Consider the following 26,225-nt stretch of genomic DNA (forward strand, 5'->3'; position numbering starts at 1 on the left):
AAACGATCGCCCCGGCCGAGTCGGCCGGGGCGATCTGTTGTCGGGTCAGGACTTCGGCGGGAGTGTTGAGGCCGGCAGGTGGTGCATGCCCCGCAGGAGGGTGCTCGGCTCCCACTCCAGGAAGCTCGGGTCGGCCGTCATCCGCAGGTCCGGGAAGCGTTCCAGCAGGCGGGTGAGGGCGATGTTGGTCTGCATCTTCGCGAGCGGCTGACCGATGCAGAAGTGCGGGCCGTGCCCGAACCCGAGAACACCGTTTGGACGGCGGTCCAGGTCGAGTGTGTTCGCGTTCGGGAACTGCTCGTCGTCGCGGTGCGCCGACAGGATCGACAGCGCCAGGATGTTGTTCCTCGGTACGACGGTGTCGCCGATCTCGATGTCCTCCGAGGTGAACCGGAAGGTGGCCACGCCGACGCCGCCGTCGTACCGCATCAGCTCGTCGATCGCCTGCGGCATGATCTCCAGGTCGCCGCGCAGCCGCGCCATCGCGTCGGGGTTGGTGAGCAGGCTGAGGATCGCGTTCGACAGCGTGTGCTGGGACGTGATGTGCCCGGCGACCGTGTAAAGGAAGATCATCGCGACCAGCTCGTCGTCGGTCAGCCGGTCGCCGTTCGGGCTGCCCTCGATCATGGAGCTGACCATGTCGTCGGCTGGGTTCTTGCGCTTCATCTCGATGATCTGGTGCCCGTACGCGAGCACGTTCTTCGAGGCGGCCTCGACGACCTCCGGCGGGTGCCCGGCGCCGACCAACTCGACGGCCCACTGCTGGAACCGCTCGCGGTCCTCGAACGGGATTCCGAGCACGTCGCAGATGAGGTTGATCGGCAGCGGCTGGGCGTACTCGGTGACCAGGTCGATGTCATCGCGGCCCTCGAGCTTGGTCAGGTAGTCGTCGACCAGCTGCTCGATCCGCGGCCGGAACTCGTCCATCCGGCGCAACGTGAACGCCTTGCTGACCAGCGAGCGCAGCCGGGTGTGCCGGGGCGGGTCGCTGTTCAGCATGTGCTGGGACAGCTCGTCGTCGAAGCCGACGTCGGGCTTCTCGTCCTCCACGTAGGTGCCGGTGTGCCGGGCGAACATCTCGTTCATCCGCCGGCCGTCCTTGCTGACCCGCGGATCCTGGAGCAGCGCGCGCACGTCGGCGTACCGGGTCACGAGCCAGACGTCGGCGCCGTGCGGGAAGATCACGTGGTGCACCCGGCCGGCCTTCCGGTACGGCTCGAGGATCTCGTACGGCCTCTGCATGAAGTCGTCCGGGATCCGCTGGAGGGCCTCCGTCGTTTCTGTGGTCATAGGGTTCGATCCTCCTGGCTGCAGGCATGTCGACAAGAGCGCACGTGCGCTCGGCTACGCGTCGCCGTCACCTCATCAGAGGCTCCGCCGGCCCGGCTCTGATACGCCTTGTTTTATTGGCCGCAACCCCTGTGCGTGAGCCGCTCCGGGCGGTAGCCTGCGGGACCAAATGCCTTCCGGCACCGACCTGCCGGAGCACGGCGCTCGCCGGCATCGAGGGGAACAACTGATGAGCGAAGAACGCGAACCGGGCACGACCAAGCAGCCCGGTGAAGGGCTCGGCGCGATCGCCACCTGGCGGCAGACGTCGGTCACGTCGAAGGCGCTGCTGTTCGGTGTCTTCGTGAACCGCCTGGGCGCCTTCCTGCAGATCTTCCTGGTGCTGTTCATGACGCACCGCGGGTTCACGGCCGGCCAGGCCGGTTTCGCCCTCGGTGTGTACGGCGCCGGACATGTGCTGGGGTCGTTCGTCGGCGGCTGGCTCACCGACCGGCTGAGCGCCCGGGCGGCGACGTTGATCAGCATGCTCGGCTCCGCCGCGCTGATCGTCTCCATCCTGTACATCGACGTCTATTGGGTGATCCTGCTGGCGATCCTCACGGTCAGCACCGTGAGCCAGCTGAACCGGCCGGCCGCACAGGCGATGCTGGCCGAGCTCACCAAGCCAGGCCAGCTCGTGATGACGATGGCGATGTACCGGCTGGCCATCAACCTGGGTACGGCGGTGACCCCGATCGTCGGCGTCGCGCTGGTGTCGGTGTCGTACAACCTGCTGTTCTGGGCTGAGGCGTTCGCCGCCGTCCTGTACAGCGCGATCGCCTGGAAGTTCCTGCCTGGCAAGGCCGACAGGGACGAGGCGGCCGCTGCTGCCAAGGCCGCAGAGCCGAAGCAGGGCTACCGCGCGGTGCTCGCCGACTGGCGGTACGACTTCTACCTGGCCGCCGTGTTCCTGGTGACCATCGTCTACTGCCAGTACATCGCGGTGCTCCCGCTGGCGATCGTGGACGACGGCCTGAGCCTGTGGTGGTACAGCCTGGTCGTCTCGGCGAACGCGATCGTTGTCGCGGTATGCGAGGTGCCGGCAACGAAGTACGTGCAGACCTGGCCGTTGCGGTTGACCGCCATCGCCGGCTTCGGCCTGGTCGCGGTCGGGTACGGCGTCTACGCGATCGCGCTGATCCCGGTGCTGCTGATCATCGGCACGCTGATCTGGACGATGTCGGAGATCATCGGGGCGCCGACCACCTTCGCGTACCCGGGTATGGTCGCGCCGCCGCACCTGCGCGGCCGGTACTCCGGCGCCATGCTGAGCGTCTTCGGTCTCGGCAACGCGATCGGTCCGGCGGTCGGCGTCTGGTTGTGGGACAAGGTCGGCCAGACCTTCTGGCTGTGGGCTGCAGCGGTCGCGATCCTGTCCGCGGTGTGCGCCCGGATCGGCATGCGCCGGCCCGACGAGCAGCCGGCCGAGGCCAAGCCCGAGGCCGACGCGACGCCTGGTCCCACTCCCGAAGCAGCGACCTGAGCAGACCACGAAGAAGGGCCGGTACGGCGTCCGCCGTACCGGCCCTTCTTACTGCTCCTACTGCTTCCGTACCGGAAGCGCAGTTCCCGGCTCGACGTCCGAGTCCTCGGGCAGGACGTGCAGGCAGGTGCCGACCGAGGCGCCGGCGAACAGCCGGACCACCTCGAGGTCGGACTCGACCGTGGCGGCCCGGGCGTAGACGCCGCCGAACCCGTTGACGACGGTGAAGACGCCCCAGTTCACGATCCACGGCGCCGGGTCGCCGTCCGGCATCGGGAACAACTCCGGCACCGGCCGGATCCGGCGCTGGACGACCCACGGGCCGTCGAGCGCTTCCCGGACCCGCTCCTCCCACAACTCCGCGCCGGTGTCGTCACGCCAGCCCAACAGCACGCCTTCGCCGCTGTGGCGTGAGGTCGGCTTGAGGACCAGGTCGTCCTGGTGGCTGAGCACGTAGTCGAGCAACTCGACCCGGCTGCCGTCCTCCATGGTGACCGGGCCGGATCGCACCATCCGGGTCCACGGCAGGATCCGGTCCAGGCTGGCCAGCGTCTGCTGGTCGAAGTGCTCCCGGTTCGCCTCGTCGGACAGCACGGCCAACGCGCCCTTGCTGGCGAACATCTCCGAGTCCAGGGGCGTGAAGATCTTCACCTCGCCGCGGGCCGCCGCGTCCAGGATCGGGTCCATCAGCGCCGGCGCGTCCGGGTACTCGAGCAGGTCCTCCAGCATGAACAACCGCTGGATGATGTCGACCTTCCGCTCGCCCAGCCAGACCCCGCCGTCCCGCACCTCGAGCTGCCCGATGTGGCCGACGTGGGCGTCGATCCCCATCTGGTGCAGGCGGGTCGCGAAGTGCCGCATGTAGGGCTCGAGGGTCTCGTAGCTGCTCGGCCAGTCGACGGTCGCCAGCACCGGCCGGGATCCGTGCTCGAAGCCGGACTCGACCAGCATGTTGTTGACCTGCTCGCGCATCGTGTCCACGTAGGCGAGGCGATGCGTCTTCGCGAAGTCCGCGAGCACGGGCTGGTCCAGCAGCGCCCGGGCCATGTCGGACTGGTCGATGCCGCCGAGTGCGCTGCCCATGTTGAACTCGAGCAGCTTGAAGCCGGTCTCGTCCATGTACAGGTCGGCCCGGCTCTGCTTGGTCACCGACGTGCCGCGGCTGCGCAGCACAGCCGAGACCTGTACGTCGGTCATCCCGACGGATCGGGCGAACGCGGCCAGATCACCGCCGTACAGCTTGTCGGGCAGGCTGATCAACGCGGCGTGCATGGTCAGGATGTCGTTCGCCAGCTGATCGCACTCGTCGGTGCCCAGGAACAACGGCCGGGACAGGTACCGGCCGCCGTAGAAGGACTGCAACCCGACGGACTCGGGTTGGGTGCTGACGAGCTCGCCGGCGGAGATCCCGCGTCGTTTGATCTCGTCCAGGTACTGCGCAGTGAGTTCTGTTCGGCTCAGGCCGGTAACCATGTTCGGGACCCTCCGGTGGGAAAGGCGGAGTCAGAGCGCTCCTGTTCGGACAGAGCCCGCGACCGGACGCCGGAAATACACTCCCCGGCGCAGGTATCTGATCGCGGCCCCGGCGCGCTCTTGTCGGCATGGAAACCATCTCCGAGGCCGGCACCTCGACGGCCACCGCCGAAGCACCGTACGACGCCGCGATCCGGCGCAGCCGCACTCGCCGGTACCTGATGTGCCCGCCGACGCACTTCGACGTCACCTACTCGATCAACCCGTGGATGAATCCGCACACACCGACCGCGCAGCCGCTCGCGGCCGCGCAGTGGCAGGCGGTCCACGACCAGCTGGTCGAGCTCGGTCACACCGTGGACCTGATCCCCCCGGTGCCCGGGCTGCCGGACATGGTGTTCGCCGCGAACGGCGCCACCGTCTGGGGCGACCGCGCGCTGGTGGCGCGCTTCCGGCACGCCGAGCGGGACGCGGAGTCCGCGGCGTACCTGGACTGGTTCCGCAGCCGTGGCCTGAAGGTCGAGCAGGCGGAGTCGGCCAACGAGGGCGAGGGCGACTACCTGTCCGCCGGGTCCTGGCTGCTGGCCGGCAACGGGTTCCGCACCGATCGTCGGGCCCACGTCGAGAGCGAGCAGTACTTCGGGCGCCCGGTGATCGGCCTCACCCTGGTCGACGCCCGGTACTACCACCTGGACACCGCGTTGGCCGTGCTGGACGAGCAGACGGTGATGTACTACCCGGACGCTTTCACACCTGGCAGTCAAGCGATCCTGCGTGAGCTCTTCCCCACGGCGATCATCGCGACCGCAGAAGACGCCGGTGCGTTCGGTTTGAACGCGGTCTCCGACGGCCGTCACGTGCTGATGCCGACCGGTGCGACCCAACTGGAGGCGAAGTTGCGGGACGCGGGCTTCGAGCCGATCGGCCTCGACGTCTCGGAGCTGCTGCGGGCTGGTGGTGGCGTGAAGTGCTGCGTGCTGGAGCTGCACGGTCCGGCAGGTGGCTGATGATCGACTACGACGGCCGGAGGTTCTCTCCCGCCGGGCACGATCCGGACGACGGTGAAGCTCCGGTCGCGTCGTACCGGCAGCGTGGCGACCTGCTGTGGGCGGACTTCAGCGGCGGCCGGGTACGGCGCGGATCGCTCACCGGCATCTGCCGTCCGGACGACACGCTGGAGTTCAGCTACACGATGGTGCTGGCCGACGGCTCACTCGTCGTGGGGCACTGCGAAAGCACGCCCGAGCTGCTGCCCGACGGGCGGATCCGGTTGCACGAACGCTGGGAGCGGTACCGACCGCGGGCTGCCACCGGCGTGTCCCAGCTGGACGAGATCGCACCCGGTTGATCGTCCGCGTGTATCAGGGGAGGCCGGATCGGCACTCTGCTTGTCATGGATCACGCCGCCGCCGTCGCCGCGGGCAAGGACGTCAGCGCCGGCGACCTGACCGTTGTGGTGACCAGCGTGTCGTCTGACTCGCACACCTGGAACCTCGTCGTCCTGCAACTGCTGCTGGAGGAACTCGGTCACCGGGTGCACAACCTCGGCGCCTGCGTACCGGACGAGCTGATGGTTTCGGAGTGCGGTCGGCTGCGGCCCGACCTGATCGTGGTCAGCACCGTCAACGGCCACGGCTTCCACGACGGGCTGCGGCTGATCCGCCAGGTCCGCAGCCAGGCTGAGCTCGCCGGCACGCCGATGGTGATCGGCGGCAAGCTCGGGATCGCCGGACCCGGCTGCGACCGCAGCCGGGCCCAGCTGACGGCCGCGGGCTACAGCGCGGTCTTCGAGGACGGCACCGGGCTGGCCGCGTTCCGGTCGTACGTCGGCCGGCTGACGACCGGCGAGGCTTCGTGAGCGTCCCGGACACCGGCTCGTTCGGTGACTTCGTGACGCGCGCCCATCGGGCCGGACAGCTCGTGGTGCAACCGCGGATGGGGGTCAGCGATCCCAGTGCGATGCGCACCGGACTGCTGGCCACCAGGAACGCCGCGGCGACCGCGGTCGGGACGATCACGCTCGACAGCTACACCCGGATGGGTGACAACGACAACGCCAGCGCGGCGCTCGCGAACGGGATCGAGCTGAACGGCTATCCCATCGTCGCGCACGAGCTGGCCACCACGCGAGCAGTGCTGGACGGTGTGGCCGGGCCCGACTTCCCGGTGCAGATCCGGCATGGTTCGCCCTGCCCCGAGCCGATCGTCAGAGCGCTGATCGATGCCGGACTGCACGCCACCGAGGGCGGTCCGGTCTCCTACTGCCTGCCCTACAGCCGGATGCCGCTGGCCGACTCGATCCCGAACTGGGCCCGCAGCTGCGACGTCCTGGCCGAGGTGCGCGAGACCGGGGCCGAACCGCACGTCGAAAGCTTCGGTGGCTGCATGATGGGCCAGCTCTGCCCGCCCGGTCTGCTGGTCGCCCTGAGCGTGCTCGAGTGCTTGTTCTTCCGCCAGCACGGCATTCGCAGCGTCTCGCTGAGCTACGCCCAGCAGACCAACCCGGAGCAGGACACCGAGGCCCTGCTGGCGTTGCGCCGGCTGGCCGCCGAGTGGTTGCCGGACGTCGACTGGCACATCGTCGTCTACACCTACATGGGCGTCTATCCGCGGACCGCTGTCGGCGCCGCCCGGCTCCTGGAAGAGGCAGCCCGGCTGGCCGTCCGCACCGGAGCGGCCCGGCTGATCGTGAAGACAGTTGCCGAGGGCTACCGAATTCCGACCTTCGCCGAGAACGTAGCGGCCCTGGAGACGGCGGCGCTGGCGGCCGAGACCTGCCTGACGATCGCCGGCGACGTCGTCGACACCGGCATCCACGCCGAGGCGAAGGCCCTGATCGAGGCGGTGCTCGAGCTCGGTCCGGATCTCGGCTCGGCCCTGGCGACCGCGTTCCGGCGGGGCTTCCTCGACGTACCGTACTGCCTGCACCCCGACAACGCCGGCAAGGCCCGCAGCTACCTGGACAGCGCCGGGCGGCTGCAGTGGGCCGGCATCGGCTCGATGCCGATCCGCGGCGTGGTCGGGCCGACCAGCTCCACCAAGCTGACCGCAGCCGGGCTGCTCGACTCGCTGTCGTACGTCGAGCGGACCTACGACAGCGCGAGCCTCGAGCACGAATACCGAGCCGACTCACTAGGGAGCACACCAGATGACGGAGACCCGGATCCCGGAGACCGAAGCCCGGCTGCCCGCCAGTCCGCGTGAGCACCTGACCTCACCGGTCACCCGGTCGGTGCTGAAGATCCAGAACCGGATGCTGTCCGCTGCCCGCGAACTGCTCAGCGGCCGCGGGTTCACGGAGTTGCTGCCGCCGGTCATCGGCCCGGTCACCGACCCGGGCGCGCGCGGCGCCAAGCAGGTCGACGTGGACTACTACGGCCACCGGTACAAGCTGATGACCAGTGCGATCCTTTACAAGCAGGCGGCGCTGACGTCGTTCGACAAGATCTTCTTCATCGCTCCGAACATCCGGCTGGAGCCACTCGAGACCGCGTCCACCAGCCGGCACCTCGCCGAGTTCCACCAGATCGACATCGAGATCGCGGACGCCTCCCGGGACGACGCGATGGCGGTCGCGGAGGACCTGGTGCGGCACGTCGTACGACGGGTGATGGAAGACCTGCCCGACGAGCTCGAAGCCCTCGGGCGGGACACCGGCGAGTTCACCGAACTGCTGGGTGCGCCGTTCGGGCGCCGTACGCACGCCGACGCGGTCGCCGACCTGCAGGCGATGGGGCACGACCAGAGTCCGGACGCCGAGCTCGACTGGGTCGGCGAGGCGAAGTTGTCGCAGAAGGCGAGCAAGCCGTTCTTCGTCACCGACTACCCGAAGGGGTCGCGCGGCTTCTACGACCGGGAGAACAAGGACCAGCCCGGCATGCTGCGGAACTTCGACCTGATCGCCGCCGAGGGATACGGCGAGCTGTGCAGCGGCAGCGAACGCGAGCAGGACTACGCGACCATCGTCGCGCGGATGCGGGAGACGGCCGAGAACCCGGCCAAGTACGCGTGGTACCTGCAGATGTTGCGGGACGGAGTGCCGCCCAGCGCCGGGTTCGGTCTCGGCCTCGAGCGGTTCACCCGCTACGTCGCCGGGCTGGACTCGGTCTGGCAGGCCAGCGCGTTCCCGAAGGTGCCCGGCATCGCTTCGCCGTGACCGCCGATTCAGGCGAAGATGTCGCGCATGGTGGATACCGCGTCCGCGCCGGCCGGACGACTGAGTCTTGGACAGGGCACGGCCTTGTACGTCGGAGCCGTGCTGGCAACTGGTGTCATCGCGTTGCCGGCGCTGGCTGCCGACGTGGCCGGGCCCGCGTCGTTGCTGGCCTGGCTGGGCCTCGCGGTGGTGTCGGCTCCGCTGGCGGCGACCTTCGCGGCGCTCGGTGCGCGCTACCCGGATTCCGGCGGGGTCGCGACGTACGCACGACTGGCGTTCGGCGAACGCGCCTCGGCGGTTGTCGGCTGGTGTTTCTATCTGTCCGTCCCGGTTGGCGGTCCGGCTGCTGCGCTGTGGGCCGGCGGCTACGTCGAAGCGGCACTGGGCGGCGGTGAGAGCACCGTCTTCGCCACCATGCTGGCGTTGCTGGTGGTCGTGCCGGCCACCAACGCGTTCGGCATCCAAGTGACCGGCCGGGTCCAGATCATCCTGGCGGGACTGCTGACGGTCTTCCTGGTCGTGGCCGTCGTACTCTCGTTGCCGCATGCCGATCTGGCCAATCTGCAGCCGTTCGCGCCGCACGGCTGGCAGGCGATCGGTCCGGCCGCCGCACTGCTGGTCTGGAGCTTCGTCGGTTGGGAAACCGTCACCTACCTGACGGCGGAGTTCCGCCGCCCGGCCCGCGACGTACCTCGGGCCACTGCCTTCGCGGTGATCGTCGTCGGAGTGCTCTACCTCAGCGTCGCGTTCGCCACCATCACCGTTCTAGGCTCGCAGGCCGCCGAGACAGACGCACCGCTGGGCGATCTGCTCGCGCTCGGTCTCGGTGGCAATGCCCGAGTCCTCGCCGCGATTGCAGCGCTGCTGCTCACGTTCGGCGCGATGAATGCGTACTACGCCGGCGCCGCCAAGCTCGGTGCCGCGCTGGCGCGGGACGGCGCACTCCCTGCGTGGCTGGACCGCGGCAGCTCCGCGGGAGTCGTGCCGCGGCGCAGTCTCGCCGTACTGAGTGTGCTGTCGGCGGCCACTGCTGTCGTCGTGGTGGTGGCCGGGGTGGGGCCGCAGTCCCTGGTCCTGCTAACAACCGGGCTGTTCGTGACTGTGTACGCCGTCGGCGTCGCGGCCGCGGTCAAGTTGCTGCCGCGCCACAGCAAGGCTCGTCTCGCTGCACTGGTGGCACAGGGAGCCGTCGTGATTCTGCTGCTGATGGCCGGGACCTACTTGGTCTGGCCGTTGCTCGTCACCGTGGCTGCGTTGCTCTACCTGAGGTTGACCCGTAATCGGCGTTGAGCGCGGACGTATTTTCGCCGTACCGTCGACGGCTCTTCCGTGCAGAAGGCCAAGTGAAGGAGGGCATCCTGCACGCCGAAGGATTTCCCGAGACAGCAGTCCGGATGCGCGCGCGGACCGGCGCTGCCGACGCGTTCCCATCGTCGGACGACTACGGGCACGCGTTGTTCGGCGCCGACTGCATCGAAGCACCTGCGTCGGCTGACCCGATCGACCGGCTGCGACTGGTGCCACCTGTCTTCGTACCGCAGCGGATGGAACGGCTCCTCGAGCTCGCGCGGGAGCCGGTGTACCGAGACGTGGTCCTGGAGACGACGATCGGCGGGTTCCGGTCCGCGTTGCCGGTGTACGTCTCGGCGTTCGGCTCGACCGAGGCGGCGAGCATCGCGCTCGGCATCGCGGCAGCTCGCCAGGCCGGTCGCCTCGGCATCCCGATGGTCGTCGGCGAGAACGTCATGCCGGTCAACAGTTACGGCCGGCTGGAGGACGATGCGGAACGCTCGCTGCTCGGCCGGATCACGGCGTACCTGAAAGAAGCGCTTGACGGGTACGGCGGAGTGGTCGTGCAGCAGAGCACCGAGGACGCCGACGCCGAGGTGTGGAATCTGGTGTACAGCGACCCGAATGTCCTGCCGCTGCTGGAGTCCGGCCGGCTGGCGTTCGAGCTCAAGGTCGGGCAGGGCGCCAAACCCGGACTGGGCGGGATGACGCTGGTCGACGCAAGCGCGGCCGAACGACTGGCCGGCGCCTACCTCCTCGACCCGGTGCTCGGCGGTGACCGGGTTCTGCGCAGCAGCAGCCCCGGCACGTTCACGGAGGAAATCCTTCGGCAGCAGATCCGCCTGATGCGCAACAACTACCCGCGTGCCCGGATCTGGGTGAAACTGCCACCCGCTCGGGACGTGTCGGCGGCCGCGCAGGTGGCCTGGGCGGCCGGCGCCGACGCGGTGTCGGTCGATGGAGCCGAAGCCGGCACGGGCTGGGCTCCGAAGGCTTTCCTTCGCCACGTCGGGCTTCCGCTCGGCGAGTGCCTGCTGCGGATCGGCGAACATCGCACGGCCCCACATCCGTCCAGCCTGCTGGTGTCCGGACGGATGTGGGAAGGCGCAAGGGTCGCCAAATGCCTGGCACTCGGTGCGAACGCGGCCGGTCTGGGCCGGGCCGCGCTCATCGCGGTGGACACCGACCCCGACCACGGGCTGACCAATCTGGTCGAGTGCCTGGCACTCGAGCTGCAGTTGCTCGTCAGCGCCCTCGGCAAGTACCACGTGCAAGCGCTTGATGCCGAGGACCTGTGGAGCCCGTCAGCTCGCTAGCCCGGGATCGGGGCCGGCCACTACGCCAGGGTTGTTCGGGGCGCCATCGATCTGCTCCGGTCCAGCCTGAGCAGATCGGCCACGCTCTTGCGCGGATCCGGTGCGGTCTGCCGCCGGCGAACCATGTCCACCAACTCCTCGGTCGGCTCGACCCCGAGTTCACTGGCCAGGCTCCGCTGGAAGAACTCGAGCCGGCGGATCGCCTCGACCACATTGTCCTCGGCCAGATGCACCTCGATCAGCACCCTGGTTGCACTCTCCCGCAACGGTTCCAGTCGCACCGCCGCCATGGCTGCCTCGATCGCCTCGGCGTATCGGCCCGAGCAGGTCAATTGCTGAGCAGTCAGCTCGAGCGCGTGCAACTGAAGCTGCCGGAGCCGTTCCCGCCCCAGCAACACCCAGTCGTCGTACCAGCCGGGCAGCAACTCCCCCATTGCTGCCAACGTCGGTAACAGCCCTTGGTCGGCTCCGCACTCGCCGTCGTTGATCACCCGGCGGATCGCACTGACGAGGGTGTTCACGTCGACGTCGACGGACTCGGCAATGCGAAGTGTCTCGTCACCGGTGATGAGCGAGTGTGGACTCAGCTGACGCAACCGCCACAGCGCGGTTCGCAAGCACGCTTGGGCTTTGGAGTCCGACACCTCCGGCCACAGCGTGCCGGCCACTTCGGCACGGCTGGAACGTCCGCGCAGAGCGACGAACGCCACCACGCGGCGCGCGCTGAGTGGAATGGACAAGGTCTGGTGGTTTTCAACGACCCGGAAGCCGTCGAGCATTCGAAGTTTCACCGGTCGGTGAGCTTCATCAGGCGGTGAATCCGGATCCGGATCCTCCGCTGGCACCACTGCGCGCATCTGTCGATCTCCCCCATTGTGAACGAAAACCTCACTGCCGCGGCGGGCGTACGGCGGCATTCCGCGACCGCGAGAACGTCGGGCGGACAGATCTCCCGGTACAGGCATCGAACGACTCCTCATTGAGTGACTCCCGAGCTACCTCCCGTGAGTCTGAGCCGTCAATTACCCGAGTACAAGTCGTTGGCGCGTCGTGGCCCGATGGTGCCAGCGCGGCCCGGTGTATCACCCGGAGTGGGTCACCCCCTCTCGTTGGGTAGTGCCGACCCGGGAGGAATGCGTGGACGACAACACCGATGGCGTCGTGCTGCAGTTCGGTAGCGGCTTTCAGCCCTACCGTGAGTACCTGATGCAGGGTGCGGCGAAGCGCCGGCGGCTCTGGCTGATCGACGACGAGCCGGCGACCTGGCAGCAGCCGTACGTCGACGGGAGCTCTGTGGTCGTGCCCCTCGAAGGCGCCGGCCTGGTACTCGACCACGACGGCCTGATCGCAGCCGCAGAGGCCGTTGCGCGTACCCGGCCCGTCCGCGGGGTCTTCACGTACGACGAGCCGTCGGTGATCGCCACCGCGCTGGTCGCGGACCGGCTCGGTCTGCCGGGGCTGACCGCTCAGGGCGCGCAGGGTTGTCGCGACAAAGCCCGGACCAGACAGGCGCTGACCGCTGCCGGGCTACCGCAACCGCGATTCGCCGTTGCCACCACGGCCGACGAGGCTGCTGCCGCTGCGGCGGACATCGGCTACCCGGTAGTGGTCAAACCGCGGGGCATGGCGGCCAGCATCGGCGTGGCCGTGGTGGACGACAAGGCCGGAATCACTGATGCGTTTGACAGAGCCGACAAGTCCAGCCGAAGCGGTCCGGCCGAGTACCACGGCGGGGCTCTGATCGAGGAACTAGTCGACGGTTCGGAGATCAGCATCGACGGCGCGGTGGTGGCGGGCGAGTACCTGCCGTTCTGCATCGCCCACAAGCAGCTCGGTGCACCGCCGTACTTCGAGGAGGTCGGCCACATAGTCGACGGCGCCGACCCGTTGCTCGCCGACGCGGAGTTGCGCGAGCTGCTCCGGGCCGCGCACGAGGCGATCGGCGCGCCGTACGGCATCACGCACACCGAGATCCGGTTCAGCTCGCGCGGACCGGTGGTGATCGAGATCAACGGCCGGCTCGGCGGTGACCTGATCCCGTACCTGGGCAAGCTGGCGACTGGAATCGATCCCGGCGCGGTCCTGGTCGACGTGGCGCAAGGCATTCGTCCCGACCTGGAGCCGGCGCACCGGACCTGTGTCGGCATCCGGTTCTGCTATCCGCCCGAGGACGCCCGCGTCGTGGAGATCGTCGTACCGGAGCCGGGGGCGGTTCCCGGTCTCGTCGAGGCACACCCGATGGTGTCGCCGGGAACGACGGTCCGGCTGCCGCCGCGCGCACACATCGGCCGGCACGCGTACGTCGTCTGCACCGCCGACGACCCCGCCACCTGTGCCGACCGCCTGACGGCTGCGGCCGACCTGGTCGAGCTGACCTACGACGCAGTGAACGAGCCCGAGTTTTCCGGACGGCCCTGGTGAGCCACGATGTTATTGGAGCCCCGATGACCAACCGTGAGGTCGAACTGCTTGCTGTCGGCGCCGGGCCGGCGAACCTGGCCCTCGCGGTCGCGCTCGAAGAGCTCGGCGTCGACGGCCTGGCCGAGAACTCCCTGGTGATCGAACGCGGTCACTCCGTCGAGTGGCAACGCGGTCTGCTGCTGCCGTGGACGAAGAGCCAGGTCGCCTTCGCCAAGGATCTGGTGACGTTGCGGAACCCCCGCAGCGAGTTCACCTTCCTGAACTACCTGCGCAGCGTCGGCCGGCTCGACGACTTCATCAACATGGGCAGCTTCACGCCGTACCGGGTCGAGGTCTCCGGCTATCTGCGCTGGGTCTCGGAGTCGCTGCGCAAGGTGCGGATCGAGCTGGGCTGTGAGAGCACGTCGATCGAGCCGGTCCGGAACTCGGCCGGCACCCTGACCGGGTGGCTGACCCGGCTCGCCGACGGCAGCACGATCTCCAGCCGGTACCTGGTCATCGGTGCGGGCCGCGACGTGTACGTGCCGCCGGAACTCGCGGGCCTGCCCGCCGACCGGTTGATCCACAGCACCCGGTACCGCAGCCGGGTGACGGAGCTCGACAAGGACAAGCCCTACCGGGTCGCGGTGGTCGGCGCGGCGCAGAGCGCGGCCGAGATGTTCCGTGCGGTGCAGATCGACCTGCCGAACAGCGATGTGAGCTGGGTGATGCGGTCGATCGGGCTGCGCGCGTACGACACGAACAAGTTCACCAACGAGCTCTACTACCCGTCATACATCGACAAGTTCTTCGAAGCCCGGCCGGAGGGCAAGGAGCAGATCCTGCGCGAGATGCACCTGACGAACTACTCCGGTGTCGAGAGCGACCTGCTGCAGGAGCTCTACACCGGCATGTACCTCGAGAAGCTCAGCGGTGTCGAGCAGCGGCGGCTGGTGCCGATGACCGACATCACCGGCGCCCGCACGGACGGGGACGAGATCGTCCTGGACCTCACCGACCGCAAGACCGGCAAGACGAACGAGCTGCGTCGCGACCTGGTCTTCCTCGGCACCGGGTTCGTCCGGGAGATGCCTTCGCTGGTCCGCAACCTCAGTACGGCGATCGGACTCGAGCGGATCGAGGTCAGCCGGCAGTACCGGCTGAAACTCGGCGAACCGTCGGACGCCGCCTGCTACCTGCAAGGCGTGAACGAGGCGACCCACGGCATCGCCGACTCGCTGCTCAGCGTGCTCGGCAACCGGGCCGCCGAGATCACGCAGGATCTGCTCGCCCGTCGGGCAGGAAAGCGGGTCAACGGAGTGCATCGGGCGCCGGCGGAGCAGCTGACTGCCGTCCCGCTGACGGCTGACGGCGCACTGCACAGCTGAGGAAGCGCCGACGATGCCCGGGACGACGGAGAAGTCTCTGCTGCCCAGGCCCGGTCGAAGTGTGATGGTCGCCGCCGGTCTCGTCGCCGGCGCGATCGCACTGCTCGGCATCGCCTACGCCGCGGGCTGGCTGACGCCGGAAGCCGGCGCATCGGCCGGGTCCGCACCACCGGAGGCCGGGCTATCGGCGGCGCAACCGATGTGGCGGTTGTTGCTGGCGATCGCGGTCGTCTGCGCGCTGGCGACCCTGTGCGGGCGGCTCGCGCGGCTGATCGGTCAGCCCCCGGTGGTCGGCGAGATCATTGCCGGCTTGGTGCTTGGGCCGTCGGTGATCGGATCGCTGGCGCCCTGGCTGTTCGACGCCATCCTGCCGAAGGAGGTCATGCCCGATCTCGGTCTGCTCGCGCAAGCCGGGCTGGCGGTCTTCATGTTCACGGTCGGCACCGACTTCGGCCATGACCGGATCGGACGCGATCGCGGCGCGATCGCCGCGGCCAGCCTGGCGATCATGGCGGTCCCGTTCGCGCTCGGCGTGATCGCGGCGCTCCCTCTGTACTCGGCGCTGGCCGGTCCGTCCGTGGACCGGCTGCCGTTCGTCATCTTCATCGGTACGGCGCTCAGCATCACCGCCTTCCCGGTGCTCGCCCGGATAGTGCAGGACTGTGGTCTGCAGGGCACCCGGCTCGGATCGCTGGCCATGCTGTGCGCGGCCGCTGCGGATGTACTCGCATGGTGCGCGCTCGCGATCGTGATGGCGATGATCCGGTCGGCCGGGCCCGGCGACGCCCTGCTGTCGCTGGGCTTGACCATCCTCGTCGGCGGCAGCTGCCTCGTCGTACTCAAACCCTTGCTTCGACGGTTCGCCGACCGGTACGCCGCCGCCCTGCCCACGCCGATCCTGGTGCTGCTGGTGCTCGGTCTGATCCTCGGCCTCGCCGCGGCCACCGACCTGATCGGAGTGCACGCGATCTTCGGCGGTTTCCTCGCGGGCCTGGTGCTGCCGAAGGGCAGCGTGCCGGTCGCGCAGGTGGCCGAGCAGATCGGCGGGCTGAACCGCGCGCTGCTCGTCCCGGTCTTCTTCGCCTCGATCGGCCTGCAGACCGACGTCATCGCGGCGGTGTCCCAACCGGCTGTGCTCGCCGCCGGCGGCCTGCTGCTGGCCGTCGCGATCATCGGCAAGTTCGCCGGCGCCGTCCCGGTGGCCAAAGCCGGTGGTCTGCCGGCCCGGTCCGCGGCCGGACTCGGTGTGCTGATGAACGCCCGCGGGATCACCGAGATCGTCGTACTGTCCGCGGGTCTGAGCGTCGGCATCATCAACCACAGCGCGTTCACGGTGATGGTGATGATGGCGCTGGTCACCACGATGATGGCGGCGCCATTACTGCGCCTGCTCGGCCCGTCGCTGCGGGATCAGGGTGCGACCGACCGGTTACCGACGGGTGCGTATGCGAGCGGTGACGCTACACGTGCGATTTCGTGACGGATCGGCTACGCCTGCGTGACGGCCCCGGTGATCGAATAGGCGGCGAAGGCAGCACTGACGACGACCACGGGGGACGTGGTGAGGCACAGGCCGTCCAGGGTTTCGCCGGAGTTGGGCTCTACCGAGCCCGTTGCGTATGGCTTTCAGCCGGTGGTCCGCCGCCATCGGCCGGCTCTTCCTGTGCCTTGTTCGCGGATCGTCGCCACCTGTGGGGAACAGCGAAAGGACGTGAAGCGTGTCGACGATCTCGTTACGCACAACCGCACGGCCGGCCGGGGCACAACGCCAGTACAACGACGCGGGAATCTCACTCGAGGTTCTGCTCGGCCGCGCACTCACCTCTGACTGGTCGGCATGGAAGGAGCTGGAGCGCCGCTTCGGCCCCCTGCTCCTGCACACCGCCCGTGGCGTCGGTCTGAGCCACAGCGACGCCGCTGACGTCGCGCAGCTGACCTGGCTGCGGTTGTGGCAACACGGTCGCCAGGTCCGCGACCCCGAGTGCCTCCCGGCCTGGCTGGCCGCGACGGCCCGGCGGGAGGGCCTGCGGGTCGCGATCAGCCGGAAGCGCTACCTCCTGTACGCCGACCCCACAGCCGAGCACAGCGACGGCCACAGTACGGCGGTCGTCGACGTCTACCCCGCCGACGGCGAGTACGAGCCCTCCACGGAGCGGGCCCTGTCCCGCCTGCCCAGCCGCTACCAGAAGCTGATCCGCCTCCTGATGTCCGACAGCTGCCCGTCCTACACGGAGATCGCCGAGAAACTGAACCTCCCGATCGGCAGCATCGGCCCCATGCGCATGCGAGCCCTCCAAATGCTCCGCCGCACCCCAGAACTCGCAACCGCCACCGCCCACTGACGAAGTTCGGACCGCGGGGGGACGCCTCGCCGCCCAGCCGGCGTCCTCCCCCGGCCGTCGACCACCCTCCGCCGACTCGCCTGAGTGTCCAGCCAAGCAGTTGTCCACAGGTTGCGAAGTCGCCCGTCGGCAGCACCCGAACACCCATATGTTCTTGGGCGAAGGAGGTGCTCGATGAGTTCTCACAGAGATCGAAATGGCCGTCGGGACGGCCGCTGGGGCAGTCGCCGGCGCAAGGGTGTGGATGGGGATCGGCTGCATCCGGTCCTGGTGCCATTGACGATGACACAGGTGGACCGGTTGGTGCGCTTGGCCGAGGATGCGGTCGCCCACCGCGGGCTGCCTCTGCGGTACGACGGCACCGCCGCACTCGTGCCGATCGGAAGCGACGGTGTTCCGGTGGCCGAAGGGATGTTCGCAGGCCTCGCGAATCTCGCCCGCACCGTCGCCGGCTTGCCGCGACAGCAGTGGCGCTCCGCGGTGTCGGCGCACTTCGACCAGATGATGCCTCCGGGCGGTCCGCCAACGATTCCGGATGACCTGGACAGCGAGCTCTACCTTCGCCTGGTGTGCGCGTCGACGATCGAGCCCACCTGGGCGGAGCGTGTGCCCGAGTTCGTGCCAGGCGTGCTCACCGTGCCAGCCACCTATGCCGGTCGGGCGGTCGCCATGCACTTCGACAGCGACCGCCTCGGCGTGCCATGGGCGGAAGCCACCCGAATTGGCCTGGCGAACCTCCGCCGCCTCACTGACGAGGTCGAGCAGGTGCGAAACGACGGTGCCGAAGTCGCCGTCCTGACCGGCGGCATGTTCACCGCATCCCGAGCACTGGTCCTCGACACCGTGCTGCGCGAATCACTGCGAGTCGAGAATCCGCCGTTCGGCTGCCTCGTGGCGATGCCGGCACGAGACATGTTGCTCGTGCACGTGGTGCGAGATCAGAAGGTGGTCACCGCTCTCGACATGATCGTCAGGCTCGCCACCTGCTTCTTCGCCGGTTCGCCTGGTCCGGTGAGTCCGCACGTCTACTACGTGGCGGACGACAACTGGCAACAGGTGACGGATTACAGCACCGGCGGCGTGCGTCTCCAGACGACCGGCCGACTGTCGGAAACCCTGCACCGCATCGGCGCCGACCCGCCACCACATTTCACTTGATCGGCCTCGTCGAGAGCTCGCAGGCTCTGCAGCAATTCTGTCCATGGTCGCGGCTAGCCTGCAGGCATGAACCGAATCGACCGTTTGTACGCCTTGGTCGAGGAGCTTCGCGCCGCCGGGCCGAGAGGCCGGACCGCGCGGCAGTTGGCCGGTCATTTCGAGGTCAGCGTCCGGACCATCGAGCGCGATCTCAGTGCGCTCGGTCAGGCCGGCGTACCGCTGGCCACCAAGCAGGGGCGGGCCGGCGGCTACTCGGTCGACCGGTCGATGAGCCTGCCGCCGCTCAACTTCACCTCCCGCGAGGCGACCGCGATCGCGGTCGCGCTGAGCCGCAGCGACCACGTGCTCTTCGCCCGCGACGCCCGCAGCGCGTTGCAGAAGATCGTCGCTGCCATGCCCGAGCGCACCCTCGAGGAAGCGCGTACGGCGGCCGCGAAGGTCCGCCTGCTCGTCCAGCCGGTCCCGGATCCGGACGCGGGCGTTGCCGAGACCATCTGGCGAGCCGTGCACGGCAACCACGTGCTGCGCATCGCGTACACCGACGTCGGCGGCGCCGAGACCGAGCGGGAGGTCGAGCCACAACACGTCGTCGTCGGTCCCAACGGTTCGTACCTCACCGCCTGGTGTCATCTGCGCCAGGAGGAGCGAGTGTTTCGCATGGATCGCATCACCGCGGCAGAGCGCACGCCGACCCTCCCCCGCTCACCGCGAGCCGCCACCGACCCACAGGTCGACGGCCACGTGACGAAGCTGCCCGAGTCCGCATTTCTTGCCCCGAAAACCGACATAGGGCTGTCGCCGGCCCCTGCGACGGTGGGTTCGACCCACCACTCCGGCGGGTGATCCACAGGACGAAGGAGTCCCCATGACCAACCCAGCTCCCGGCACCCTGGCCTGGTTCGAGGTCGCCACCAGCGACCCGGACGGCGCCCAGAAGTTCTACGGCAGTCTGTTCGACTGGACCTTCAACGCCGATGGTCCGGCCGCCGCCGGCGGCATGGACTACCGCAACATCACCGCCTCCGGCGCCGACGCCCCGATGGGCGGCATCTTCGGCACCGGCGGGCAGGTCCCCGGCCACGCGGTGTTCTACATCCTGGTCGCCGATGTTGAAGCCACCTGCGCCGACGCCGAGCAACTCGGCGGATCGGTGCTGAGCAAGCACCTCGACCCCGGTCCCGGCGCCCCTGCGTTCGCGTATCTGCGCGACCCGTCCGGCAACCAGTTCGGCGTCTTCACTCCACCGGCCGCCTGATGGCGCGCAACGCGACGCGCACCTCCCCGCCGGATCCGTCCGGCGGGGAGGACCCGCGCGCCTGGTACGACGAGCTCACCGACGACCTGCTGTACGACCCGGCGATCGGCCGCTCCACGATGATGGGCTACCCGTGCATCCGGCTGGCCGGCCGCTTCCTGGCGTCGTACGACGAGAAGTCCGGCCGGCTGGTCGTGAAACTGCCGGCCGCCCGGGTGGCCGAGCTCGTTGCCGACGGCACCGGTCAGGAGTTCGCCCCGGCCGGGAAAGTCTTCCGCGAGTGGGTTGCGCTCGGCCCGGCCGAGCGAGACCGCTGGCAGACCCTGCTCGCCGAAGCCGTCGCCTTCGCGCGCAGCACCCTCGGTTGACCGTTTGGTCGGTTAGGTTGCGGGGGTGGTTGGACTCGGGGCGCCGTGGTGGTTCGAAGCGTTTGTCGAGCTTCAGGCGGGGTTTTCGCTGTTCGCCGGGTTTCTCGTGGTTGTCGGATGGCTGATCGCTCGCGTGGGTGGTCCGTGGGTGGAGAGGTCCAAGGCTCGGCTGGCGCGGGCGCAGGCCGGCGCCGAGCGGTACGGCTGGCGGCCGGGCGCCGACACCGACGGGATGCTTGCGGCAGCAGGAGCCCGGTGTTTCGGTCAGGACGGTCACGTCCGCCGGGTGCTGGTCGGCGAGTACGAGGGCCGGCGGATTCGAATGGGCGAGTTCGTGTACCGGACCAAGTCCCGGCATCTCCCGACCGACTCCGTCAACAACCTGCTCGCGATCGAGTTGCCGGTTCGTCCCCCGGATGAATGAGCTACTCCTCGGCCAGCAGGACCTGAGCCTCCGCATCGTCGGCAACCTCGTGGTCGCCTACTCCCCCACCCCTTGGACAGTGCCCCAAACTCTCACGACCCTCCCGGCCTTGAGCCGGGTCGTCGATCTCATCCCACCCTTCGTCCTCGAAGACTTCGCCCAACCAACGCACTGATCCTGTCGGTTCAGGAGAAGTGGCCGCCCAGGAGGTCGCGGACGCGGTTCCAGCGTTTGTCGTACGTCGCGCCGAAACGGTTCCGGGAGCGTTCCTCCTTGCGCCCGCCGTACCGGTGCAATGCCCAGACGGAGCTGGGCTTGGCCAGCCTGACCGCTCCCACGAACGCCACCACCGGTACGACGATGCCGATCAGGCCGGTCGCCAGCTTCCCCTTGAGGAAGCAGAAGACCGCCATCACCAGGTGGAACCCGATCCCGCCGAAGTAGGTCCATTCCGAAAGCGCACTGCCGGCCCGTTCGGGCTCCGCTCCGATCGGGCTCGTCTGGGTGAGGAGTACGACGCCCAGCGCCCCGCCGAGCAGGATCGCGTCGATCGACTTGCGTCCCTGCGGCCCCCAGTAGACGTCGTCGAGATGCAGCCACAGCGCGAACTCGTCCAGCGTCAGGGCCGCCCCCGCTCCGAAGATCACCGCGAGCACCTCGGCCCACGGGCTGTCAGGGGCGTACCGGAACTGCAGGAGCCCGGCGAGCATCACCATCAGGATCCCCCAGACCTGGTGGTGGATGTGGACGCCGCCGATGTACACGTCGGACAGGCCGCCCTCCTCCGCGGGCGCTGCGGAGGCCCGGGCCTGCCCGTGCTTGGCGCGGATCCGCCGAGTGACCGCCCGGGTGACGGTGAACGTCACGAAGAAGGCGAACAGCATCCAGGCCGCCTGCGCCCGGCCGGTGTCGACGAGTTCCCGGTACCAGCCCATCCGGATCACCTACTTCATTCAGACATCGAGGGAGTCCGTGGAGATCAGTACGACGCCGAGCACCGCGGCGATCATCAGCACCGCGCACGCCACGACCTCGCCCCGGTTGAACACCCGCAGGCCCTGCTCGCGACGAGCCACGAGATACAGCAGAGTCCCCGGCGCGTAGACGATCGCCGCCATCAGGAGGTACCTCGGGCCCGCTGCGTACAGCATGAAGATCGAGTAGATGACCGCGACGGCGGCGATGATCCGCTGCTTGCGCCGCTCCGGCTCGTCGGCAGGCGTGTACGTCTGCCGGGTGATGGTCAGCTTGAGCGCATACCCCGCCGCCAGCAGATAGGGCACCAAGGACAGCGCGGTGTCGAGCTTCAGCATGAAGTCCAGCGCGTCGTCGACAAGCAAAACCAAGAACAAGAACAGTTGTACGGCGAGAGTCGTGCTGAGCAGCGCGGTGATCGGGGTCCCGTGCACGTTGTCACGGTTCAGGAACCGCGGCATCACGGCGCCGCGCGCCGGCATGTAGAGAACCTCGGCGTTGATCAGCGTCCAGGCCAGGTAGGCGCCCTGGACCGAGATGATCACCCCGATGCTGACGAACGTCGAGCCCCACGATCCGACCACGGACTCCAGGACGCTGCCCATCGACGGCTGCTCGGCCTTGGCCAGGTCGGCTTGCGGCAGGACGCCGTACGACACCAAGGTCACCGACGCGAACACCGCCAGCACACTCACGAATCCGAGGATCGTCGCCCGTCCGACGTCCGCGCGCCGCTGGGCGAACCGGGAGTACACGCTCGCCCCCTCGATCCCGAGGAACACGAAGGTGGTGACCAGCATCGTCTCCTTGACCTGGTCGAACACCGAGCGGACCGAGCGCTCGTCGCCGCCCCAGAAGTTGTCCGCGAACGTCTGCGCCTCGAAGGCGATCGCCACGATCACGATGAAGACGACGATCGGCACCAGCTTCGCCACGGTGACGATGCGGTTGAGGACCGCCGCCTGGCGCACCCCGCGCGCGATCAGGATGTGGAACAACCACACCACCGCCGATGACAGGACGACGGCCAGCACCGTGTTGCCCTGGCCGAGCCTGGGGAAGAAGGTGCCGAGGGTGGTCATCGTGAAGACCATGAAGAAGACGTTGCCCGCCACGTTGCTGGCCCAGTAGCCGAAGGCCGAGTTGAAGCCCGCGTAGTTCCCGAAGCCGGCCTTGGCGTAGACGTACACGCCGCTGTCCAGGTCCGGCCGGCGGACGGCCAGCGACTGGAAGACCAGACCCAGCATGAGCATGCCGGTGCCGGCCACGATCCACGCGATCACGGCGCCCAGGACGCCGGTGGCCTCGCCGAACTCCTTGGGCAGGGTGAAGACCCCACCGCCGACCATCGAGCCGACGACCATACCGGTCAGGGTGAGGACCGAGACCTTCTGCACGGCGGTCGGCCGGCGCGTGCTCACAACGAGTCGTTCCCTACCCGCTGGGCCGGACCAACGGGAAGAGGATGGTGTCGCGGATCGAGAGCCCGGTCAGGTTCATCACCAGCCGGTCGATGCCCATGCCCATCCCGCCGGTCGGCGGCATGCCGTACTCCAGGGCCTCGAGGAAGTCCTCGTCGACCTGCATGGCTTCCGGATCACCCGCGGCCGCCAGCTGAGACTGAGCGACCAGCCGCGCGCGCTGGTCCACCGGGTCGATCAGTTCGGAGTACGCCGTACCCTGCTCGGCGGCGAAGATCACCAGGTCCCACTTCTCCGCGAGCCGTGGGTCCGACCGGTGTGGCCGGGTCAGGGGCGCGTTCTCCTTGGGGAAGTCGGTGTAGAAGACCGGCGTCGTCGTGGTGCGTTCACACAGTTCTTCGTAGATCTCCTCGAGCAGCACACCCCAGGACGCGTCGGCGTCGGGGTCCAGCCCGATCTTCTCCGCATGACCGCGCAGCGTCTCGATCGGCGTGTCCGCGGTGACCTCCTCGCCGAGTGCCTCCGACACCGCGAAGCAGATGCTCTTGACCGGCCAGCTCCCGGACAGGTCGTACTCGACCGTCTTCCCGTCGGCGTCGGTACGGCGTGCGACGGGCGAGCCGTACACCGCGGTCGCGGCCTCCTGGATGATGTCCTGGGTCAGCAGCCGCATCGTGTCGTAGTCGCCGTACGTCTCGTAGACCTCGAGTGACGTGAACTCCGGATTGTGCTTGAAGTCGACGCCTTCGTTCCGGAACTGCCGGCCGACCTCGAACACCTTCTCCATCCCGCCGACCAGCAGCCGCTTCAGGTGCAGCTCGGTCGCGATCCGCAGGTACAGGTCGAGGTCGTAGGCGTTGATGTGGGTCTCGAACGGACGCGCGTTCGCGCCGCCGTGCACCAGTTGCAGGACCGGCGTCTCGACCTCGACGAATCCCCTTGCGTGCAAGGAATCGCGCACACTCCGTACGACGGTCGCCCGCGTGTACGCGGTGTCACGCGCGGCCGGACGGACGATCAGGTCGACGTACCGGGCCCGGATCCGCGCCTCCGGATCGACCAGTCCCTTCACCTTGTCCGGGAGCGGACGGATCGACTTGCTTGTCAACTGCAACGACTCCGCGCGTACTGAAAGCTCTCCGCGCTTGGTGGTGATCACCTCGCCCGTGACGCCCACCTGGTCGCCCAAGTCAATGTCGTGACGCCAGAAGTCGTACTGCTCTTGGCCGACGTCGGCCAGGTCGACCATGAGTTGCAGGTCACCGCTGCCGTCGCGCAGCCGCGCGAAGCCGAGTCGCCCGTGGTCGCGTTTGAGGATGACCCGCCCGGCCACGGCCACCCGGCGACCCGTCGACGTACCCGGTGGCAGGGTGCCGGCGTCGGCCTTGATCTGGGCCGTCGTGTGCGTGCGCGGGTACGTCACCGGATAAGGATCGATGCCTTGGGCACGGATCCGGTCGAGCTTGGCCCGCCGTACCCGCACCTGTTCGGGCAATCCCTCGACCGACATCGCCTCGGCCAGCGGATCCGGCGGCGCGGGAATCAGCGCCTTGACCGCGGCCGCGTGGCCGGCGCCTGCCGTGTCCAGAGCCGTCTGTCCGGCCTTGCGGTGCAGCGTTGCGAGGCGAGGACGCGTGAGAAACCCCTCCGCGCTGCCTGCTGCTGTCCCGACCCGGGGCAGGTCCGAGGTGTACTCGAAGCACATGAAGCGCGGCTGCCAGACCGGCAGGTACTTCGCGTTCGAGCGGTAGAGCGACTCGAGCTGCCAGTTGCGGCTCGCCACCAGCAGCGCCTGCCGCCACAACCGCGCGACCGGGCCCGCTCCGAGTTCTGCTCCCCGCTCGAACGCCTCGCGGAACATGGCGAAGTTGAGCGAGACCCGGCCGACGCCGACACCGGCAGCCCCCTCCGCGAGCGCCGAGACCATCAACTCCACAACACCGTTGTCGGCGGCCGGGTCGCGACGCATCAGGTCGAGCGAGAGCCCGGTCCGGCCCCACGGAACGAAGCTGAGGAACGCGCGCAGTTGCCCGTCACCGTCGTACGCACGGACCAGGACGCACTGCCCGTCGAGCGGATCCTCCAGGCGGCCGAGCGCCATCGAGAATCCCCGCTCGTCACCACCGTCACCCCGCCACGACGCGGCCGCGACGCCAAGGGCCGCGAACTCGTCGGCAGTCAGACTCGCGTGGCGGATGACATCCGTGGTGTAGCCGCGACGCTGGAGGCGGGCGACCGACTGCCTGACCGCCTTCATCCCCGGGCCGTTCAGCGAGAACGTCCGCAGGTCGAGGATCGCCTCGTCACCGATCTCGTACGCCGTCAGTCCCGCCTCCGCGAATGCGGCCGCACCCAGCTCGCCCGCACCCATCACCGCCAGCGACAGGCCGTTCTGGCGCGCGTCCTCGCGCCACCGCTCGATGGCCGCCGGCCAATGCTCGACGTCGCCGACCGGATTCCCGCTCGCGAGACTGACCGATCCGATCGCGCGGTACGACACCCCAGCTCGCGCGCTGGCCGGATCGCCGGAGTCCCAGATGATCGACTTGTCCCGGCGAGTCGCGAAGTAGCCGAGGGAATCGGTGTCGCCGTAGTCGCGGAGCAAGGTCCGGATCCTGGCCTCGTCGGCAACGTCCAGGGTCCGGGTCTGCTTGGGCGCCCGGAACAGCAGTTGCGCGGACACCAGTACGACGGTCGCGCCGGCGATCCCGATCAGTCCACGCACCCACAGCGGCGCCGTCACCGAGTCGTCGGGCGCCAGCTCGCCGAGATCGGTGAGCATCTCGTCCAAGACGTACTGTGCCGCGGTCGCGTAGTCACCGGCGTTCCCGAACCTGCGCACCAGCCAGGCGCCGCCGAACAGCACCACGGCGCCGCCGACCAGGAACGAGACAATCGCCTGCCAGAGACTGCCCGGCACGCGTCGGGCCGCGAACTGACTCCGGGCGCGCCACGCGACGACGAGAACGCCGGCCATCAGCACGAAGCCGGCGATCTGGATCAGCGGCCCGCCGTCGATCAGGGAAAGGATCCTGGCCAGTTCCGGCAGCAGCAGCCACCACAGCACCAGGAGCCACCACGCGGCGCGCAAACGGCGTCTCAGCGCCACCCCCATGGCCACCAGCAAGGCGGCGTACACGAGGCTCGGCACGATCGGAATCGTCAGCATGGACACGATGTCCTGCTCGCGGGCGAAATAGTCCCGCCACGGCGGCACCACCGCGGTCACCGTCACCAGCGCCGCGGCCGCGAACATGGCGGCCGCGAAATGGTCCGGCCAGCGATCGTCGAGTGGTTTGAGAGCACCGACCGGGCGAATTCGCGCGTGCGTTTCCACCGAGAACGCAGCAGTGAGGTTTTCTCACCGGGCTGGTCTTTGTAGTTGAAGTAGGACGAGTGCGGCTTGTGTGATGGCGCCGATGCGCCAGGGGTCGAGGGTGATGCGGC

Annotated in this window: 24 protein-coding genes and 1 pseudogene; 18 read left to right on the forward strand and 7 right to left on the reverse strand. The window is 68.7% G+C overall.

All coding sequences use genetic code 11. The features are described from left to right. Positions 1-45 precede the first annotated feature (45 nt). Complete coding sequence (locus ACIBL3_RS22760) at positions 46-1,290, reverse strand: cytochrome P450 (protein ID WP_396355519.1); 1,245 nt, start codon at positions 1,288-1,290, stop codon at positions 46-48. 229 nt (positions 1,291-1,519) lie between these two features. Here ACIBL3_RS22760 and ACIBL3_RS22765 point away from each other — a divergent pair, with 229 nt between their 5' ends. Then, on the forward strand, positions 1,520-2,812 hold the full coding sequence (locus ACIBL3_RS22765) for an MFS transporter (protein ID WP_396355520.1): 1,293 nt from the start codon (positions 1,520-1,522) through the stop codon (positions 2,810-2,812). 57 nt (positions 2,813-2,869) lie between these two features. Here ACIBL3_RS22765 and ACIBL3_RS22770 read toward each other — a convergent pair whose 3' ends face one another. Further along, complete coding sequence (locus ACIBL3_RS22770) at positions 2,870-4,285, reverse strand: hypothetical protein (RefSeq protein ID WP_396355521.1); 1,416 nt, start codon at positions 4,283-4,285, stop codon at positions 2,870-2,872. A gap of 128 nt (positions 4,286-4,413) precedes the next feature. On the opposite strand from ACIBL3_RS22770, the gene ddaH reads away from it, so the two are divergent. The 7 genes from ddaH to ACIBL3_RS22805 are packed head-to-tail and all read left to right on the forward strand — an operon-like array spanning position 4,414 to position 11,047. Continuing rightward, complete coding sequence (gene ddaH, locus ACIBL3_RS22775; protein WP_396355522.1) at positions 4,414-5,292, forward strand: dimethylargininase; 879 nt, start codon at positions 4,414-4,416, stop codon at positions 5,290-5,292. Further along, positions 5,292-5,633, forward strand: a complete 342-nt coding sequence (locus tag ACIBL3_RS22780) for a hypothetical protein (protein ID WP_396355523.1) — start codon at positions 5,292-5,294, stop codon at positions 5,631-5,633. The genes ddaH and ACIBL3_RS22780 overlap by 1 nt, the downstream gene beginning before the upstream one ends. A gap of 45 nt (positions 5,634-5,678) precedes the next feature. Next, a complete protein-coding gene (locus tag ACIBL3_RS22785; RefSeq protein ID WP_396355524.1) occupies positions 5,679-6,143 on the forward strand; it encodes a cobalamin-dependent protein in 465 nt (154 codons plus the stop codon). After that, on the forward strand, positions 6,140-7,489 hold the full coding sequence (locus ACIBL3_RS22790) for a methylaspartate mutase (RefSeq protein ID WP_396355525.1): 1,350 nt from the start codon (positions 6,140-6,142) through the stop codon (positions 7,487-7,489). Before ACIBL3_RS22785 ends, ACIBL3_RS22790 begins: the two co-directional genes overlap by 4 nt. Then, positions 7,434-8,441, forward strand: coding sequence for an asparagine synthetase A (locus ACIBL3_RS22795; protein WP_396355526.1), 1,008 nt, complete (start codon positions 7,434-7,436; stop codon positions 8,439-8,441). The genes ACIBL3_RS22790 and ACIBL3_RS22795 overlap by 56 nt, the downstream gene beginning before the upstream one ends. Before the next feature lie 27 nt (positions 8,442-8,468). Continuing rightward, positions 8,469-9,731: an APC family permease gene (locus ACIBL3_RS22800; RefSeq protein ID WP_396355527.1), complete on the forward strand. Its 1,263-nt coding sequence runs from the start codon at positions 8,469-8,471 to the stop codon at positions 9,729-9,731. 53 nt (positions 9,732-9,784) lie between these two features. Continuing rightward, complete coding sequence (locus tag ACIBL3_RS22805) at positions 9,785-11,047, forward strand: glutamate synthase-related protein (RefSeq protein ID WP_396355528.1); 1,263 nt, start codon at positions 9,785-9,787, stop codon at positions 11,045-11,047. 20 nt (positions 11,048-11,067) lie between these two features. Here ACIBL3_RS22805 and ACIBL3_RS22810 read toward each other — a convergent pair whose 3' ends face one another. Beyond that, positions 11,068-11,838, reverse strand: coding sequence for a BTAD domain-containing putative transcriptional regulator (locus tag ACIBL3_RS22810; RefSeq protein WP_396355529.1), 771 nt, complete (start codon positions 11,836-11,838; stop codon positions 11,068-11,070). 346 nt (positions 11,839-12,184) lie between these two features. Between ACIBL3_RS22810 and ACIBL3_RS22815 the strand changes: the two genes are divergently transcribed. The 10 genes from ACIBL3_RS22815 (at position 12,185) to ACIBL3_RS22860 (ending at position 20,557) form a co-directional block, all read left to right on the forward strand. After that, the gene (locus tag ACIBL3_RS22815; protein WP_396355530.1) at positions 12,185-13,468 is read left to right on the forward strand and encodes an ATP-grasp domain-containing protein; all 1,284 of its coding nucleotides are present in this window, start codon (positions 12,185-12,187) and stop codon (positions 13,466-13,468) included. 23 nt (positions 13,469-13,491) lie between these two features. Further along, positions 13,492-14,835 carry a SidA/IucD/PvdA family monooxygenase gene (locus ACIBL3_RS22820; protein WP_396355531.1) on the forward strand — a complete coding sequence of 448 codons (1,344 nt, stop codon included), beginning with the start codon at positions 13,492-13,494 and terminating at the stop codon, positions 14,833-14,835. Between the two features lie 13 nt (positions 14,836-14,848). Then, entirely contained in the window at positions 14,849-16,315 is a 1,467-nt protein-coding gene (locus ACIBL3_RS22825) for a cation:proton antiporter (protein ID WP_396355532.1), read from the forward strand. A gap of 238 nt (positions 16,316-16,553) precedes the next feature. Continuing rightward, positions 16,554-17,177, forward strand: coding sequence for an RNA polymerase sigma factor (locus tag ACIBL3_RS22830; RefSeq protein ID WP_396355533.1), 624 nt, complete (start codon positions 16,554-16,556; stop codon positions 17,175-17,177). A 174-nt stretch (positions 17,178-17,351) separates the two neighbouring features. Beyond that, a complete protein-coding gene (locus ACIBL3_RS22835) occupies positions 17,352-18,335 on the forward strand; it encodes a hypothetical protein (protein WP_396355534.1) in 984 nt (327 codons plus the stop codon). A 66-nt stretch (positions 18,336-18,401) separates the two neighbouring features. Beyond that, complete coding sequence (locus ACIBL3_RS22840; RefSeq protein ID WP_396355535.1) at positions 18,402-19,178, forward strand: helix-turn-helix transcriptional regulator; 777 nt, start codon at positions 18,402-18,404, stop codon at positions 19,176-19,178. A gap of 22 nt (positions 19,179-19,200) precedes the next feature. Further along, positions 19,201-19,590, forward strand: a complete 390-nt coding sequence (locus ACIBL3_RS22845; protein WP_396355536.1) for a VOC family protein — start codon at positions 19,201-19,203, stop codon at positions 19,588-19,590. After that, positions 19,590-19,958 (forward strand): hypothetical protein, encoded by a 369-nt coding sequence (locus ACIBL3_RS22850; protein ID WP_396355537.1) that lies wholly within the window; start codon positions 19,590-19,592, stop codon positions 19,956-19,958. The genes ACIBL3_RS22845 and ACIBL3_RS22850 overlap by 1 nt, the downstream gene beginning before the upstream one ends. Before the next feature lie 25 nt (positions 19,959-19,983). Continuing rightward, positions 19,984-20,382 carry a hypothetical protein gene (locus ACIBL3_RS22855; RefSeq protein ID WP_396355538.1) on the forward strand — a complete coding sequence of 133 codons (399 nt, stop codon included), beginning with the start codon at positions 19,984-19,986 and terminating at the stop codon, positions 20,380-20,382. Further along, the gene (locus ACIBL3_RS22860; protein WP_396355539.1) at positions 20,375-20,557 is read left to right on the forward strand and encodes a hypothetical protein; all 183 of its coding nucleotides are present in this window, start codon (positions 20,375-20,377) and stop codon (positions 20,555-20,557) included. Before ACIBL3_RS22855 ends, ACIBL3_RS22860 begins: the two co-directional genes overlap by 8 nt. 10 nt (positions 20,558-20,567) lie before the next feature. Here ACIBL3_RS22860 and ACIBL3_RS22865 read toward each other — a convergent pair whose 3' ends face one another. From ACIBL3_RS22865 to ACIBL3_RS22880, 4 genes and pseudogenes are all read right to left on the reverse strand, one after another. Beyond that, positions 20,568-21,317, reverse strand: a complete 750-nt coding sequence (locus ACIBL3_RS22865; protein ID WP_396355540.1) for a hypothetical protein — start codon at positions 21,315-21,317, stop codon at positions 20,568-20,570. An 18-nt stretch (positions 21,318-21,335) separates the two neighbouring features. Then, the gene (locus ACIBL3_RS22870) at positions 21,336-22,778 is read right to left on the reverse strand and encodes a basic amino acid/polyamine antiporter (RefSeq protein ID WP_396355541.1); all 1,443 of its coding nucleotides are present in this window, start codon (positions 22,776-22,778) and stop codon (positions 21,336-21,338) included. Positions 22,779-22,791: 13 nt separating this feature from the next. After that, positions 22,792-26,115, reverse strand: coding sequence for a bifunctional lysylphosphatidylglycerol synthetase/lysine--tRNA ligase LysX (gene lysX / locus ACIBL3_RS22875; protein ID WP_396355542.1), 3,324 nt, complete (start codon positions 26,113-26,115; stop codon positions 22,792-22,794). Between the two features lie 24 nt (positions 26,116-26,139). Continuing rightward, a pseudogene (locus tag ACIBL3_RS22880) lies at positions 26,140-26,225 on the reverse strand (IS5/IS1182 family transposase); the annotation flags it as partial.

Origin of the sequence: Kribbella sp. NPDC050124 (assembly GCF_044460355.1) — a bacterium.
Classification (GTDB): domain Bacteria; phylum Actinomycetota; class Actinomycetes; order Propionibacteriales; family Kribbellaceae; genus Kribbella.

Bases quoted from the DNA above. Each gene is read 5' to 3' on its own strand.
- ACIBL3_RS22760 (WP_396355519.1), bottom strand. From the start codon at position 1,290: ATGACCACAGAAACGACGGAGGCCCTCCAGCGGATCCCGGACGACTTC.
- ACIBL3_RS22765 (WP_396355520.1), top strand. From the start codon at position 1,520: ATGAGCGAAGAACGCGAACCGGGCACGACCAAGCAGCCCGGTGAAGGG.
- ACIBL3_RS22770 (WP_396355521.1), bottom strand. From the start codon at position 4,285: ATGGTTACCGGCCTGAGCCGAACAGAACTCACTGCGCAGTACCTGGAC.
- ddaH (WP_396355522.1), top strand. From the start codon at position 4,414: ATGGAAACCATCTCCGAGGCCGGCACCTCGACGGCCACCGCCGAAGCA.
- ACIBL3_RS22780 (WP_396355523.1), top strand. From the start codon at position 5,292: ATGATCGACTACGACGGCCGGAGGTTCTCTCCCGCCGGGCACGATCCG.
- ACIBL3_RS22785 (WP_396355524.1), top strand. From the start codon at position 5,679: ATGGATCACGCCGCCGCCGTCGCCGCGGGCAAGGACGTCAGCGCCGGC.
- ACIBL3_RS22795 (WP_396355526.1), top strand. From the start codon at position 7,434: ATGACGGAGACCCGGATCCCGGAGACCGAAGCCCGGCTGCCCGCCAGT.
- ACIBL3_RS22800 (WP_396355527.1), top strand. From the start codon at position 8,469: ATGGTGGATACCGCGTCCGCGCCGGCCGGACGACTGAGTCTTGGACAG.
- ACIBL3_RS22820 (WP_396355531.1), top strand. From the start codon at position 13,492: ATGACCAACCGTGAGGTCGAACTGCTTGCTGTCGGCGCCGGGCCGGCG.
- ACIBL3_RS22825 (WP_396355532.1), top strand. From the start codon at position 14,849: ATGCCCGGGACGACGGAGAAGTCTCTGCTGCCCAGGCCCGGTCGAAGT.
- ACIBL3_RS22835 (WP_396355534.1), top strand. From the start codon at position 17,352: ATGAGTTCTCACAGAGATCGAAATGGCCGTCGGGACGGCCGCTGGGGC.
- ACIBL3_RS22840 (WP_396355535.1), top strand. From the start codon at position 18,402: ATGAACCGAATCGACCGTTTGTACGCCTTGGTCGAGGAGCTTCGCGCC.
- ACIBL3_RS22845 (WP_396355536.1), top strand. From the start codon at position 19,201: ATGACCAACCCAGCTCCCGGCACCCTGGCCTGGTTCGAGGTCGCCACC.
- ACIBL3_RS22850 (WP_396355537.1), top strand. From the start codon at position 19,590: ATGGCGCGCAACGCGACGCGCACCTCCCCGCCGGATCCGTCCGGCGGG.
- ACIBL3_RS22860 (WP_396355539.1), top strand. From the start codon at position 20,375: ATGAATGAGCTACTCCTCGGCCAGCAGGACCTGAGCCTCCGCATCGTC.
- ACIBL3_RS22865 (WP_396355540.1), bottom strand. From the start codon at position 21,317: ATGGGCTGGTACCGGGAACTCGTCGACACCGGCCGGGCGCAGGCGGCC.